This window comes from Henriciella sp., from assembly GCF_029937755.1.
Taxonomy (GTDB): domain Bacteria; phylum Pseudomonadota; class Alphaproteobacteria; order Caulobacterales; family Hyphomonadaceae; genus Henriciella.
This window is the reverse complement of record NZ_JAPYPG010000002.1, coordinates 422162-436601: the sequence shown is the minus strand read 5'-3', so window position 1 is coordinate 436601 and position 14440 is coordinate 422162. Positions and strand designations below refer to the sequence as shown.

12 protein-coding genes are annotated in these 14440 nt (G+C 59.7%); 3 read left to right on the top strand and 9 right to left on the bottom strand.

Going from position 1 to position 14440, the window contains the following annotated elements:
• Nucleotides 1-38: 38 nt before the first annotated feature.
• On the bottom strand, nt 39-686 hold the full coding sequence (locus Q1K29_RS07450) for a BON domain-containing protein (protein ID WP_300392785.1): 648 nt from the start codon (nt 684-686) through the stop codon (nt 39-41).
• Nucleotides 687-826: 140 nt separating this feature from the next.
• Between Q1K29_RS07450 and Q1K29_RS07445 the strand changes: the two genes are divergently transcribed.
• A complete protein-coding gene (locus tag Q1K29_RS07445) occupies nt 827-1276 on the top strand; it encodes a host attachment family protein (protein WP_300392783.1) in 450 nt (149 codons plus the stop codon).
• A 276-nt stretch (nt 1277-1552) separates the two neighbouring features.
• Here the strand turns inward: Q1K29_RS07445 and Q1K29_RS07440 are convergent, their stop codons facing one another.
• The 7 genes from Q1K29_RS07440 to Q1K29_RS07410 all read right to left on the bottom strand — a co-directional run bounded on the left by Q1K29_RS07440 (nt 1553) and on the right by Q1K29_RS07410 (nt 9662).
• Nucleotides 1553-2092, bottom strand: coding sequence for a hypothetical protein (locus Q1K29_RS07440; RefSeq protein ID WP_300392780.1), 540 nt, complete (start codon nt 2090-2092; stop codon nt 1553-1555).
• A 154-nt stretch (nt 2093-2246) separates the two neighbouring features.
• Entirely contained in the window at nt 2247-3170 is a 924-nt protein-coding gene (locus Q1K29_RS07435) for a ribose-phosphate diphosphokinase (RefSeq protein WP_300392776.1), read from the bottom strand.
• A complete protein-coding gene (locus Q1K29_RS07430) occupies nt 3167-4675 on the bottom strand; it encodes a thymidine phosphorylase family protein (protein WP_300392773.1) in 1509 nt (502 codons plus the stop codon). Before Q1K29_RS07430 ends, Q1K29_RS07435 begins: the two co-directional genes overlap by 4 nt.
• Nucleotides 4675-6036: an MBL fold metallo-hydrolase gene (locus Q1K29_RS07425; RefSeq protein WP_300392770.1), complete on the bottom strand. Its 1362-nt coding sequence runs from the start codon at nt 6034-6036 to the stop codon at nt 4675-4677. Before Q1K29_RS07425 ends, Q1K29_RS07430 begins: the two co-directional genes overlap by 1 nt.
• An 815-nt stretch (nt 6037-6851) precedes the next feature.
• Nucleotides 6852-7880: a phosphonate ABC transporter, permease protein PhnE gene (gene phnE / locus Q1K29_RS07420; RefSeq protein WP_300392767.1), complete on the bottom strand. Its 1029-nt coding sequence runs from the start codon at nt 7878-7880 to the stop codon at nt 6852-6854.
• Nucleotide 7881: 1 nt separating this feature from the next.
• Complete coding sequence (locus Q1K29_RS07415) at nt 7882-8700, bottom strand: ATP-binding cassette domain-containing protein (RefSeq protein ID WP_300392764.1); 819 nt, start codon at nt 8698-8700, stop codon at nt 7882-7884.
• 32 nt (nt 8701-8732) lie between these two features.
• Nucleotides 8733-9662, bottom strand: coding sequence for a phosphate/phosphite/phosphonate ABC transporter substrate-binding protein (locus tag Q1K29_RS07410; protein ID WP_300392762.1), 930 nt, complete (start codon nt 9660-9662; stop codon nt 8733-8735).
• Nucleotides 9663-9830: 168 nt separating this feature from the next.
• Between Q1K29_RS07410 and Q1K29_RS07405 the strand changes: the two genes are divergently transcribed.
• Complete coding sequence (locus tag Q1K29_RS07405; RefSeq protein ID WP_300392759.1) at nt 9831-10712, top strand: MurR/RpiR family transcriptional regulator; 882 nt, start codon at nt 9831-9833, stop codon at nt 10710-10712.
• Here Q1K29_RS07405 and Q1K29_RS07400 read toward each other — a convergent pair.
• Nucleotides 10699-11478, bottom strand: a complete 780-nt coding sequence (locus tag Q1K29_RS07400) for an HAD-IA family hydrolase (protein ID WP_300392756.1) — start codon at nt 11476-11478, stop codon at nt 10699-10701. The genes Q1K29_RS07405 and Q1K29_RS07400 overlap by 14 nt on opposite strands.
• A gap of 218 nt (nt 11479-11696) precedes the next feature.
• Here Q1K29_RS07400 and Q1K29_RS07395 point away from each other — a divergent pair, with 218 nt between their 5' ends.
• A complete protein-coding gene (locus Q1K29_RS07395; RefSeq protein WP_300392753.1) occupies nt 11697-14375 on the top strand; it encodes a TonB-dependent receptor plug domain-containing protein in 2679 nt (892 codons plus the stop codon).
• The last annotated feature ends 65 nt before the right edge of the window (nt 14376-14440 follow it).

Below are 14440 nucleotides of genomic sequence, written 5' to 3'. Positions count from 1 at the left end.
GAAACGAAGACGGGCCTCATCGAGGCCCGTCCTTTTTTCTAATGGATACGCAGGTGATCCACGACAGTCGTCACGCCCGGTGCAGCCCAGACGGCTGTCTCGACTGCTTCGCGTTCGGTCCAGTCATCGACCTCGCCTTCAAGGGTTACCCGACCGTCGGCAACGGAAACCTTGATGGCTTTGGCTTCAAGGGCCGCATTGCGCTGCAGGGCGCTTTCGATACGTTTCTGGATGTCGGGCACCGAGACGCGCGCTTTCAACGCGATCGTATTGTTGATACCGCGTACGCCCGTCAGCGTGCGTACGGCTTCTTCCGCGTGCCGACGCTGGTATTGCCAGTCGACCTCACCGGACAGGGTCACATAGCCATTCTGGACCTTGATGGTGACCTTGCCGCGCGGGATGGTGACGTCCCAGTCAATGACGTCGGCCGCCCGCTTGGCGATCTGGTCGTCTGTCATCTTGCTTGAAAGGCTCGTGCGGATTTCGACCTCCTGGGCGATGGCGCGGACGCCTTTCACCCGTTTGACAGCGGATTCCACCGACATCTTCTCGGCATAGGTGGCCACATGGCCGGTCAGCGTCACAACACCATCCTCGATGGCGACACCAATATCCGTCGCTTCGATGCTCGGATCCCAGTCGAGTTCGGCGAGGATCCTGTCGCGTATTGTCTTGTCACTCATGATTGCTCTCCATTGCAGCGCCGCAAAGGGCGCAGTCGTGAGGGTAGGCGACAACAGGAACTGCGCTTTGATCGGGGTCAACTCGCCCACATGCGCCGGCGTCTAGGAACTGCAACGGGTGATTTTGCGCAGGAGATGAGATGAGACTTCCAACCGGTACAATCGTGGCTCTGGCCGATGGCGGGCGATACCTGCTCCTCGTCAATCGCGGCGATGAGAACCTTATCAATCTGCGCCATCTGTTACACGCAGCCCAGCCCGTTCCACCGACGCGAGCGCTGGTGCGCGAAAAGCCCGGCCGTTTTCCGGGGGTCAGACCGGGAGGCGGAAGTCCAGAAGCGGCCGACCTTCACGAACGAACCGAGCAGAGTTTCGGGAAGGATCTGATGAAAAGGCTTCGTCGGATGGCGCACGATGACGAAATGCGCCATCTCGTCATCGTGGCTGATCCGGATACTCTGGGTGAATTACGCGCGCAGTATGACGAGACAATCCGCAAGGCGCTCATGGCCGAAATTCCGCGCGACTTGCTCAAACAGCCGCTGCCCGACTTGGAAAGGGCCATTTCTGAGTGGTCCCCCGCTAGTTAAGGGCTAGCGGGATTTCGACGGGGACTTGCGGATGGCATCGGCAGTCTCGAACTGCTCAAAGGCCTACATCGCGGCGACGGAATAGGCGAGGGCCGGGCCGCTGCCCATGAGAACAGCCACACTCAGCACTTCGGCAATCTCGCTTCGCCCGGCGCCAGCCTCGCGGAGCGGTTGCCTCATCAAGGACACCGGTAAAGGCCTCCATCAGTTTCGGCATGTCACCGGCATAGGTTTCCAGACCGGATTCGAGATCCATCTGCATCTGAGGATAGGACTTCATCCCGGGATTCCTTGCTGCCCAGCGCCGGATATGCATGGCGCAAGGTATTGAAGCGTTTCGTCGGTCCGGAAGACCTGCGCATCGGCGGCACCAGCTGGCGGTTTACCCAGCTTCACGTCGATATAGGCTTCGTAACTTGTCTTCGGCGGCTCGACTGTCTTGCTCTCCGTTTCATTGGGGTAGAAGACGAACTCGGAAAAATCAGCGGGAGAGTAGTGGCAGACTGTGTGCTCCGGCCGGCTTTCAACGAAGGTGGACGGTTGGTCATTGCGAAGGATGGTAAACGTCTGGGCTCCGTTTTCGCGTGCCAATTCGGCGGCACGGTAGAGCAGGTAGTCTTCCACCGTCTGGTAGGGTGTGGACGTGTTGCCTTCGAAGCTGACCCGGTAAATTCCCTCGCCAAGCGCAGTTTCGCTATATCCGTTGCCCTCGGCGCGGGCCTGGTACGGCGTGGGATCCAATGTCTGACAGGCCGTCACTGACATGAAAGCGGCCAGCGCCAATCCCTGCAGCCCCTGACGGAAGGATGACCTCATTCTGCTCGTTCCTGGTTCTCTTCTACGCGTCATGGAATGGTTGCCTGTTTCGAGCCTGAAAACAGTCTGCGGGCAGTATCGGTGCCGCTCCTTGATCTCTCTCAATTCTCGCGAGGGGTCGCGATGCGGGGTGGGGTGCAGTGCAAGCATGGTCTCAGCGGGAATTGCGGTCGCCGCTCAGATAATGGTCAAGCGTCTCTGCCGATGTGGTTGCCAGTGGCATGGAGATATCGATCGCGTTGGTCTTGTGGCGGATGGAGTTGGTCGTCACCAACTGGCGGGCGCCTGCGTGCAAAATCCTGTTGCCCGTGATTTCCGGGAAGAGGCCGTGAACGATACAGCATACAGGCGCCGCTCCGTTGCGTCTGTGCAATTGCGAGACGAGCGATATCATCGTTCCGCCCGTCGACACGATGTCATCCACGATCACGGGAACATACCCCGCAAGGTCGAGTCCGTCCGGGATATGAATATCGACCGATTGCGCGTCATGCCGGGTTTTCCGGAACACGGCATAAGGGGCCTGGCAGGCTGCCGCGATCGCGCTCGCCCACTGTTCGCTTTCCGAATCCGGGCCACAGATAATCGGGTTTTCGACATTGTTCCGTACCCAGCCGGAAACTGAGCCGGCAGCGCTGGCAACACCTGCCGGGATGGAGAAGACCTCATCCAGAGCGGAAAGGCGGTGCAGGTGGGGGTCGAGTGTGACGGCCCAGGAGAATGTCTCCGACAGGAGTGCGCCGATATGGCGGGCACTGACGGCTTCCCCGGGCTGGAACGCCGTGTCCTGACGGAGGTAGGGCATGTAGGGCGCGACGAGGCCGACTGAAGCTGCCCTGAGATCTTTCGCTGTCCGCGCGGCAAGCAGCAATGGGATGAGTTTGGAATCGGGCTCATTCAGGCAGGACAACAGGATCACATGCTGTCCGGCGGGATCACTCACAAAGCGTACATAGCTCTCACCGTCCGGGAATCGATGGACGTCGACTTCGCCACAAGCGGCTTGCATGGCTTGCCGCAGCGGCGCAGCCAGATGACTGGAACCGGGGAGAGCGTAGAGCAGTGGCGTCGTGGTCAATGCGTGATCTCTATGATGTCTGGATTGGCTTCTACATAGTCCAGCACATAGGTGAGTTCGCCAATCGTCTCGGTATGAAGCACAAAAAGGGGATCACCCTGACGAACAGAGTCGCCAAGGCGGACCTTGAGGTCCAGGCCGGCCGCCTTGTCGTCCGGTGCGCCGGCGAGCTTGGCGGCGCGGGCGAGCTTGCGATTGTCGATAGAACCAATACGCCCGGTACGAGGCGCACACACAGGGCGTTGATGGCGCGCCGACGGGGGTTCAAGAAATCCGCCTTGCGCCTTGCAGATCATCAGAAATCGTTGCCATGCCCGTCCGCCTGTCAGGATGTCCTGGGCAAGGGCCTGGCCTCGCCCCGAAGCGGCTTTTCCCGCAAGCTCAAGGATAGCACCAGCCAGCTGTAGCGATTTTTCGCGCAAATCCGCAGGGGCATTTTCGTCATTTCGCAGCACGGCCAGAACGTCGCGTGCTTCGAGCGCCGGGCCCATACCCCGGCCCACTGGTTGCGAACCATCGGTGATCTCGAGACGCAGTTCCAGGCTGAAGGCGGCAGCGACCTTGAGAAAGAGTTGCGAGAGCATCTCAGCCTCTGCAGTCGTGCGGATTTTGGCCGTCGGACCGACGGGAATGTCAATGACGACATGGGTCGAGCCGGCCGCAATTTTCTTCGACAGGACGGAGGCGATCATCACACCGGGAGAGTCGAAGTTCAGGGCCCGCTCGATCCGGATGATATCCGTGTCGGCAGGACTAAATCCGGCTCCGTCTCCCCAGATGAAGCATCCATTTGTCTCTTCGACAACGCGCCACATCTCCTCCCGGTCCAGATTGACCCGGGTCATGACCTCCATCGTATCCGCTGTCCCCGCCGGCGAGGTAATGGCGCGGGAAGATGTCTTCGGGATGAGTAGCCCGGTTTCCGCCACGATCGCGACCACAATTGGTGTTGTCCGGTTGCCGGGCAGGCCGCCGACGCAATGCTTGTCGGCGACCAGGCTGTCGCTCCACTGTGTTCTCTCGCCCGTCTCGATCATGGCGCGGGTGAGGAACACCACTTCGTTTTTGGAGAGCGGCCGCGCAGAGATGGCGGTGACGAACGCGGCCAGGTGGATGTCTGAATAGGCCCCGTTCACGATGTCGGCGACGATGGATTGTACCTGTATTTCGCTCAGCCCCCCGTCGAAGATGCGGTGGCGCACATGCGTGAGCGAGGCAATTGGAGGCGCGTGTGTGACGTGAACCTCGCCTCCATCAGCGAGACCAAGCCCTGCCCAAGCAGACTCCGAAAGACCGATGGAGTCCCTTGAGAGCCAATCCGAAGATATCTGGTAAAGCGTGGCAATAATCGAGGTTTCGCCGTGGGTCAGCCTCACACGGCTGTGCGCGCTGACGCCTTCCGAGCGGCATACCGGGCAATCCGTGTGCACCAGCGCAATAGCTTCGTGCTGGCTCTGCAAGCCGAGCCGGCGAGCACGCAGGCGATTGGCAGAGTCCGGCCTCATCACAGCGCTCGTGTTTCGCCGTGTTCGGGCACGGTGACCTGCCAGCCAAGCTCTTCTGCAATCCGTAAGCGCAGGGCGTCCGACGCGGCAGGCTCCCCATGTACGAGGAAGGTTTCCCTGGGCGCTTGTGTGAAGTTTCCGGCCCAGCGCATGAGTTCGTCCGCGTCAGCGTGCGCAGAGAGCATGTGCAGGTTCTGCACTTCAGCTCTAACCGCATGATAGGCGCCGTGGATCTTTATACGCGTCGCACCTGCCAGCATGGCCGCGCCGCGTGTTCCCCCCGCCTGGTATCCCGCGAAGAGAATGGTGTTGCGCGGATCGGGGGCATAGGCCTTGAGATGATGAAGAACACGGCCCCCCGTCGCCATGCCGCTGGCCGAAATGATGATCTTCGGAGTGTCATCATTATCGAGTTTGCGTGACTCGTCGCCATTGTGAACATAGTCGGCCACCCCGCAGGCGGCGCGAGCCTCGGCCTGGCTAAGCTTGTGTGCTTCTGCAAACCGAACGAAGAGCTCGGTGGCATCGATGGCCATTGGACTGTCCAGGTAAACAGGGACAAGAGGTATACGCTGACTGGCCTGCAGGCGGCTGATGTGGAAGAGCAGGCTTTGGGCGCGGCCGACAGCAAAGGATGGAATAACCACAGTTCCGCCGCGGCCCAGCGTCCGGTTGAGGATGGCTTCCAGCGCCTCCTCGGGATTAATGCCTGGATGTGTCTCGTCGCCGTATGTTGACTCGAGTAACAGATAATCGGCGTCCCGGACCACCGCCGGATCATGCATGATCGGCGAGTTGTATCGTCCGAGGTCCCCCGAAAAGATGATGGTGTTGTGCGGTGTCTTCAGGATGATGGAAGCTGCGCCAAGGATGTGTCCGGCTCCCTTGAATGTGACGTGTACCCCGTCAAACAGGGGAATGGCTTCGGAAAAATCGTGGGTGCGGAACTGCTTCAGGCACTTTTCCGCATTGGCCTGCGTGTAGAGCGGCAGGGCCGGGTGATGCCGTGAGAACCCCTTGCGATTGGCGTAGTCGGCTTCCCGTTCCTGTAGGTGGCCGCTATCTGGCAGCAAGATTTCACAGAGGGCTTTTGTCGGTTCGGTGCAGTGAATGGCGCCTTTGAAGCCGTTGCGAACCAGAAGCGGGATGTAGCCGGAATGGTCGATATGCGCATGCGTCAGCAACACGATATCAATCTCGGCGGGGTCCACCGGAAGCGGCTTCCAGTTGCGCAGGCGTAGTTGCTTGAAACCCTGGAAAAGGCCGCAATCGACAAGGATGCGCTTCCCCTCTGTCTCGACCAGGTATTTGGAGCCGGTGACTGTCCCGACACCGCCGAGAAACGTGATCCTGTCCGTCATTGCCACCTATCCTGCATTGGCTGAACACATCCGACGATAAGAGAACGCCATGACTCCCCTCGCAATGGGGGACAATACGGATGGTTCTGATGCCGATCAGTCGGTTGGGCCTGCTGAATGCTTTCAATACAGGTTAGGACAGCCTTGACTTCCCGTGGTTCGAATTGCCATTCCGGCATGTCGGGACGGCCGACGACATGCCCGTTGAAAGCGGTTCTCCTGCCAAACGCCGATCATGAACGGGAGAGGTTTCTTTTGGACAAAATTCGCGAGTTCAGGAGATAGCTGAGCTATCTGGATGCGGACACTGAACGTGTATCGAAGACAGGGCAGCCGCTTCAACTCCTGGCACCGGTACGATATTCGTGTCGGTACGGGACCTCCAAAACAACGCCCCTCTTCGAGCCGGCTGGAAAACGCTGTTCCTACTACAAGAACCAGATGGGGTTCTGGCTCGCAACCGAGCTCACGGCTGAAAGCGCTATAGCCAAGCGGGCCTTTGCTTATGACCGTCATCTGCACAGGAATCATGCCAACTGCTATGAATGGTATAGCGTGCATCATTCAGTTGCCTGCGGGTCGATGTTGCCGGAATTGATGACGGCATTCTTCCACAGGTATTTTGTAACCATTTGATTTGGAATTGGAATTTTCGTTCTTTCATCATCGAGTGGGAATAGGAATAGAGACCTGAAGATTCGCGTGCCGCATCGACGGGTCCCGTGCGGAGACATTGGACTGATTTCCGGCCCATTCTATAGAGCCAGGACTTGCCCCCACCGTCAGTCCGGCGTCGGGCTTTTGAAGCCTGACTGTCATAGCAGCTTTCGGCGTACATGGGCGGCGAGCTGGTCCAGCAGCAGTACGGTGATGAAAATGACCAGCAAGATCGTGCCGACGCGGTCATACTGGAACATGTCGAAACGGCCCTTTAATTCCTGGCCAATCCCGCCGGCGCCCACAAGGCCTATCACGGTTGCCATACGTACGTTCCGGTCCAATACATAGAGCGTCAGGGCAGCGTAGCTCGGCAGGACCTGCGGCAGGACGGCGAGGCGGAGCGTGGCGAAGCTTCCCGCCCCCATGGCCCGCATGGCCTCCTGCGGACGCTTGTCGGCGGCTTCGATGTCCTCGGCATAGAACTTCCCGAGGAAGCCGGCACTGTGAAGGGCAAGCGCGAGGATCCCGGCAATGGGGCCGAAGCCGAACGCCAGGACCAGGAACAGCGCGCTGATGAGCTCGGGAACTGCGCGCAGGAAGGAAACGCCCGATCGTGCCGTCACATAGCTGAGCCAGTGGGGGGAGTAATTCCGCGCCGATAGCCAGGCGAGCGGCAGGCTCATGACCACGGCAATGAGGCTGGCCCAGAGTGCTATCTCGATCGTCTCGATGATCTTGCGGATGACGAGGACCAGATAGCCCGCGGGCTTGACCAGTACAGTCTTTTCAACCGTCCTCGTGGTCATCTGCAGCGTATCGGGATCAAGCGTGCTGACCTCTTCGGGAGCGGTTTCGAGGTGCGCGAACAGGGGCAAGTCTTCAGGGTCGAAATCGGCGATCCGGTCGATGGGGGTTCGCTCGGCAATTGCGAGCGGGAACATGCGTTCGAGCACGCCCTCTCCGGGATCCGCAGCCGCATCACCGCTTTCGGACGTGGCGGCGTTCACGGCCATTCCCGCAAGGCGTCCGACCAGGTCATCCAGCTGCATGCGATGAGCTGAATAGGCCAGGACCAGAAGGACGAGGATCACCAGCCCCACTGTTCTTGCACTGAAGACCGGCTTGAGGGCCCAGGTGTGCGCACTGCTGCGGCCGCTCCCGGGGCTGACGGAACCGGTCTGCATCCTACCCTCCCACTAGATCGAATGGGCGACCGGCGCTATCTTGCTCAAACAGGCCAGCCAGGCTTCGGGGAGACATATCACTGGCGGCGCCGTCGAAGATGAGCTGGCCTTGTCTGAGCAAGAGGATGCGGTCCGCCAACTCGCAGGCGAGTTCGATCTGATGCAGGCTGCAGAGAACGGTGGCGCCGAACTCCCGAGCCGTCTCGCGGAGAAGAAGCATGACTTTCCGCGCAGTTGCCGGATCAAGGCTCGCCACCGGTTCATCGGCGAGGATCAGGGTGGGGTCGTTCATCAGCGCGCGTGCGATCCCGACCCGCTGGCGCTGTCCGCCGGAGAGTTCTCGAACAGGTCGGTTGGCCTGGTCCTCCGTCAGGCCAACACGGTCGAGAAGCCTGCACGCCTTGTCCTGAAGGTGTTTGGGATAGGCCTGGAACAGGACCCGCAACCAACCCATTTGCGGCGCCATCGCGGAAAGGACATTCTGTGCTGCGGTCAGGCGGTCGGACAGGCTGCCATCCTGATGCACCATTCCGATTGCCGGGCGCTTGCGCTTTTCCGGAGCGATGCCCCTTTCTACGGAGACCTTAATGGTTCCGGACGTCAACCGGACGAGCCCGATAGCGGCTCGCAGGAGGGTCGATTTACCCGATCCCGAAGGGCCTAGAAGGACCGTGAATTCGCCAGCCTTGAGGCCGAAGCTGACCTTGTCGAGCGCGGCCGGGCCTGTCGTAAAAGTCTTGGTCGCCTCGTATACGCGAAGCGTCTCATGGGGCAGATCTCCCGGCCTGTTATGGATATACAGAGGTGTTGTTGTCCGCATGGCTAAGACCCTCTTCGGCAGCAGGACGGGAGTCAGTCTGTCTGCAGGCTGGCTTTCTGGAGGAGGGCGGCCCTGAAATCCTCATCGATGAAGGCAATGGCGCTGGCGGCGCTATCCAGAACGCTTTCGTCTATATCGGCGACATAGCGATCCACACGCTTTCCGCCATAGCCGCGGATCGCTTCCGGATTGATTCCCGGGGTTTCATGGACGCTGGACACAGCTGTCCGCAGAGTCGCCTTCAGGTGATCCGGCAGGTCGGCATGCATCGCGAGCGGCGGGTTGGGAATGGGCTGGGACCTGCCCAGCACACGAAACCTCGATGCGTCCAGGCTGCCTTGATTGACGGCTCGCTCGAAGGAAATGAATGATGCGCCGGCCGCGTCGATCCTGCCGCTGCGAAGGGCCATAAGGCTGCTGGCGTGGCTGCCGGTCAGGCGAATGGCCCCGAGGTCCGCGATCGGGTCGAGTCCGGCTTCGGCGATCATGGCAAGTGGATAGGCAAAGCTGCTGGCGGAGTGGGGCGAGCCAAGCGCCAGGTCGCGTCCGGCGAGGTCGCTGATCGTCTCGATACCGGACCCGGCAGCTATGAACAGGCCGGCATAATAGGTTGCCGAGCCATCGCGTTCTTCCATCGCCAGAAGCTCCGCACACCCCCTGTCACGGGCCTCGAGATAGGACATCGGGCCAAACCAGGCGACCTCCGCCAGGCCCGAGCACATCGCCTCGATGACCGCAGCATAGCTCTGGCCGGTATGGACCTCGAAATGCAGGCCCGTGGACTTGGACATGGCATCAAAGAGCGGCTGGAAATCGGCCTTTGTGCCATCCTCGGTTCCGCCATCCGCCGGGATGAGCAGGACCCGAAGCGGTTTTTCGGCCGACCCATCGCGCTGCGCCGCTGCCGGATTGGTGAATGGCAGGAGAATACAGGCCAGCAAGGCCAGAATGGTGTGTCGCATGATGGTCACCCAGGCTTGTTATGGAGCGTCGGCACTCTCGGGTTTTGCAGTGCAGCATGGTCTAGCGCTGACCTGTGACAGCGGTATTACGGCTCAAATATTCCTTGATTTTTTCTGAGAATTATTCAATCAGTGGATGCGTCTATTGAGCAAGCGTGCAAGGTAAAGATGACTCCTCGAAAAGGTAGCAAGTCCGATCAGCCGATTATCGACAATGTGCTGACCCGTATCAGGGTGCGTCAAGGCACGCTCGGGCCAAGCACGCGTTCCATTGCCGACTATATCCTGGATAATCCGCGGCAGGTGGTCGGGATGTCGGTGACGGAGCTCGCCGAGGCGACAGGGGCCAGCGACGGGAGCGTAATCAACCTCTGCCGCCAGCTGGGCCTGTCCGGGTTTCAGCAGCTGAAGCTGAGCCTCGCCCAGGAAGTGGTTCAGCCCGTGCAGTTCATTCACGAGGATCTCCAGCAGAGCGACGATACAGCAACGGTCTGCCGCAAGATGTTTCATGCCGGCGTCCAGGCGCTTCGCGACACGCTCTCCGTCCTTGATCCGGATGCGATTGCTGAAGCCGCCAGTGTCATTCACGCTGCAGACCGTGTCGAGATCTACGGAATTGGCTCATCCGCACCGATTGCCGAGGATGCCCAGTATCGCATGCTGCGAATCGGGATTGATGCGAGGGTCGTCGTGGACAGCCATATCCAGGCGATCAGCGCGTCGCGAACCGGGCCGAACGTGGCGGTGCTCACAATCTCTCACTCAGGTGCGACGCATGAGACCCTTGCAGCAACCCGGCTGGCCCGAGAGGCTGGGGCCAGGACGATCGTCGTGACGAATTTCGCAAGTTCGCCCTTGCAGGCCTACGCGGACGTCAAGCTGTTCACCATGGCGCGCGAGACGAAGTTCCGCACCGAGGCGATGACCAGCCGGATTGCCCAGCTCTGCGTGCTCGATGCCCTCATCGCGGCCTTGGCGTTACGGGACTATGAAAGTGCTGTCGGGGCGCTTCAGCAGACGTTTGACGTGCTGTCCATCAAGCGGTTCTGAGCGCTTTTTCCAGTCGACGGAAGAACTCGCCGGGTGGTGAATCGACCAGGCAGGTCCGTATTCCAAGAGCGCCGGCACCCTTCACATCGGTCAGGGGATTGTCTCCGATCATCACGGTATCTTCATACGCCGTGCCAAGGGCTTCACAGCCTTTCCGGAAAAGGTGGGGAGATGGTTTGCCGATGATCTCCACCGCGTCGGTCGGAATGTCCACGCAGGCTCTTATGGCAGCGAGAAGGGCTCCTGTTTCAGGCATCAGCAAGCCCTGTCCGGCCGGATGTGTCGTGTCCGGATTGGCCACGATCAGGCGGCCCCCATTGCGCAGCGCATTCACCGCACGCTCCAGACGGCGATAGGAAAAGCGTGTGTCGCGGAGGAGGACGATCAGGTCGGCGTCCTTTTGCACAATATCAATGCCAAGCGACCGCGCCACGGCGCGCATACGAGGGTCGCCCAGGACAAGCGTAGGCCCGGGACAGGTTTCGGCGGCTTGCTGCAGGGCTTTCATCCCGGCGAGGACGATCTGGTCTTCGCGCATCTCTATGCCTTCCCCGGAGAGGAGGTCGAGAAAATCCTCCACCGTGTTGGTGGAGTTATTGGACACGATTGCCGAACGATGCTGGTGCTGGCGGAGGAAGTCCGCCGCCTCCGGAACGAGACGGTTGTTTATCGCGCAGCACCCGTCCCAGTCGAGCAGGAAACCGCTGGCTGTCTGAAGGTCGCTCCATGCGTGATGGCTGGAATACGGGTTGGTAATATGAAGCATGAATTGGCCTCTACCCAAGAAACGCTATTGATTGAATTTTCTTCAAATCAATTCGGCATATAAGTAAATATCATTCATATAAGTTTTGCGTAAAGTTCATCGAGTCGTCGCTTTCGGCCTCTAGAGCACGACCCTGCCGGAGCAGTCCTGCTCCCGCGAATTAGGCAACTGACGGCCGCCGGTCCTGGCGGCCGAGGGGATTGATGGAGGCAGAAGTCATGACAGTCCGCGTAAACAGATCACTCAGCCTGGGGCTCGGCCTCTTGCTGTCGACCACGGCGATACCCGCTGCTTTCGCAGAGCCCGAGCCGGATAACAGCTCCCGCCGACTGGAGACTATCCGCGTCGAGGGGCAACAGGTCGATACGTCGGTGAGCGACCTCGCCGTCGACTTTGCGGAGTTCGGCACACAGGTCCAGGTCATCACGTCCGAAGAAATCGAAACCGGCGGCTTCACCAATTTCGGCGAACTTGCCTCCGGTCTCATTCGTGGTGCCAATATCGGCTACTCGCCGGACGAGGGCGAGTTTACCATCCGCATCGATGGTGGCACCGACCGTGACACGCTGCTTCTGGTAGACGGTGTCCCTTACTTCGACCGGTCTTCGCCTCTGGAGGACCTCTGGCCTGCCACCGCCATTGATCCCCGCATGATCGAGAGCGTCGAAGTCTACAGGGGTGGCAACAGCCTCTATTTCGGTTCGAACGGCGGCCTGGGCGTCGTCAGTGTAAAGACAAAGGAGCCCGATGGCACGCTGAAGGGACAATTTGGCGTCTATACCGGTTCCTACAAGACGCGCGAACTCTATGGAAACATTTCCTTCCCGATCGACAAGGCTGGGAAACATTCTCTGCTGGTTTACGGCCGGTCGTACGAGACGGATGCTCATGAAATCTTCGATACGGAAGCCTACGGAGACAACGTTCTCGCCCTCGGCGGCCGTCACGAATTTCCCTACAGCTTCAACAGCCTTGGTGCGAAGTATCTCTGGGATATCGGTCCGGATACGGAGCTGCGTCTCGGCGCTTCCTATACAACGATCGATTTCCGCGATTCCTTCCCGCAATCGACCGTTTTCCAGCCGAACTTCACCGAATTTCCCATCTATTTCGGGTCGTTCGAGCATCGCTTCAGTGACAAGCTGAAGCTTGATCTCGAAGCGCACTATCAGGACCCGCAGCTCAAGAATAACGAGATCGATGCACGGATCTGCCAGATCCCGCGTCTCCAGGATCTGCCTGAAGATATCCAGGCGATCGCTGCGGACCAGGGCATTACCGGCTTTGCGACGGCAAGTCAGTTCGAGACATTCGCCGCTGGTATCTCCGGCCTTCCTGCCGGGTGTGTGACCAATCCAAATGGTTCGGCCGGCGGGGCCTATGATGATGTTCCGAACACGCCGGAAGGCATCGACCGCGCCTTCTGGGTCAACAACGATCCCGACAGTCCCTATTACGGCCAGCCTTATGGAACCGTCGACAATCCATTCCCGATCGGCAACCCGATCGGCTATGTGATCCAGTCCACGGCGAGTTTCGGTGATGGCGGACCGACAAAGGGGTTCGGCACCGTTGACCAGCGCGAGTCCGGCTATGTCGATTACGGCTTCAATGCACGGGCAACCTACACCTTCAATGACAGGGTCGAGGTGGTCGCTGGCGTGCAGAATACGAGCTATACCGACAATTCTGACGATGATTTCGGCGTGCGTGATGTGACGCTGACAAGCACGGGTGTCTATGGCGACCTTCGCCTGACCCTTCCTGTCCTGGACGGGTTCAGTGGCTCCTTCGCAGCGCGGCAGGACTTCAATGACAACTTCGACGACCAGTCGATTTGGAAGGTCGGCCTACGTCAGGACTTTGGATATGGTCTCTATGCCCGTGGTTCAGGCGGTACCTCCTACAGCCTGCCAAAGATTGATGAGATCGGCGCGTTCGGGGAAGGCTCGAATATCAATCCGGGGCTGGAACCCCAGAAGGTGAACGCCTTCAATGTCGGGGCCGGTATCGACGGAGACATCTTCGGCGGCACCTACAATATCGAGCTTGGCTATTTCGAGACCGAGATCGACAACCTCTTCACGTCCCGTGCAATCGGTGCGGTATGTCTGGAATACGCCAACGATATTGCAGACCCGCTTTTCCCGAACCTGGTAAATGATACCAGCGCGATCGAGAACAATCGCCGCAACATCGTCGCGCCGAACGCCTTCTGCAGTACCGCGGCGTCCCAGGGGCTTGAGTCCGGCGAAACGGTGGCCGTGAATGCCCTGGCCACCCAGGACATCGAGGGCTTTACCATCGACGTCGCATTCGACTTCGAGAAGTGGCAGGCAGACTTTTCCTTCACTGACATGCAATCGCTGGAGCCTAATCCGGTTCAGGGTGTGATGGCCCGTCTGGATGGCACAACGACCGATCTCGACTATGTCGTGCCTGGTGCGGCTGGGTCTGCTGAGTTCCGTCAGTCCTCAGAGCGTCCGGAATGGACGTTGTCAGGCCTCGTTACCTACAAGCCGACGGACCGCTGGGTCTTTTCCCTGAACCCGCGCTGGCAAGGACCGGAATGGGCCTATGCCGGCACCAGCCTCGCCCGTCTCGTGGATGAGAACGGCCAGCGTGTCGTCGAAGACCTGAATTTCGGTGACTATTTCGTCCTTAACGGATCAATCCAGTACTTCCTTGGTGACGAGAAGCAGCACCGCTTCCTGGTCCGCGGCGTGAATCTGCTCGACGAGGACTATTACGAGCGGGCTTCGGGCGGCTCTGGTTACAGCCGCGATCGCGCCGTTGTCCGCGGTGAGATCGGTCCGAACGATAGCGCGTACTACCGTCAGTATGGCTGGAACGGCAAACCGCGCTCGGTCTGGATCCAGTACGAGTACACCTTCTAGGGCCAATCCGGTTTCCGGGCGTCACATCCGTGTCGCCCGGAGACGTCATGACTGGCCCTGTCGAC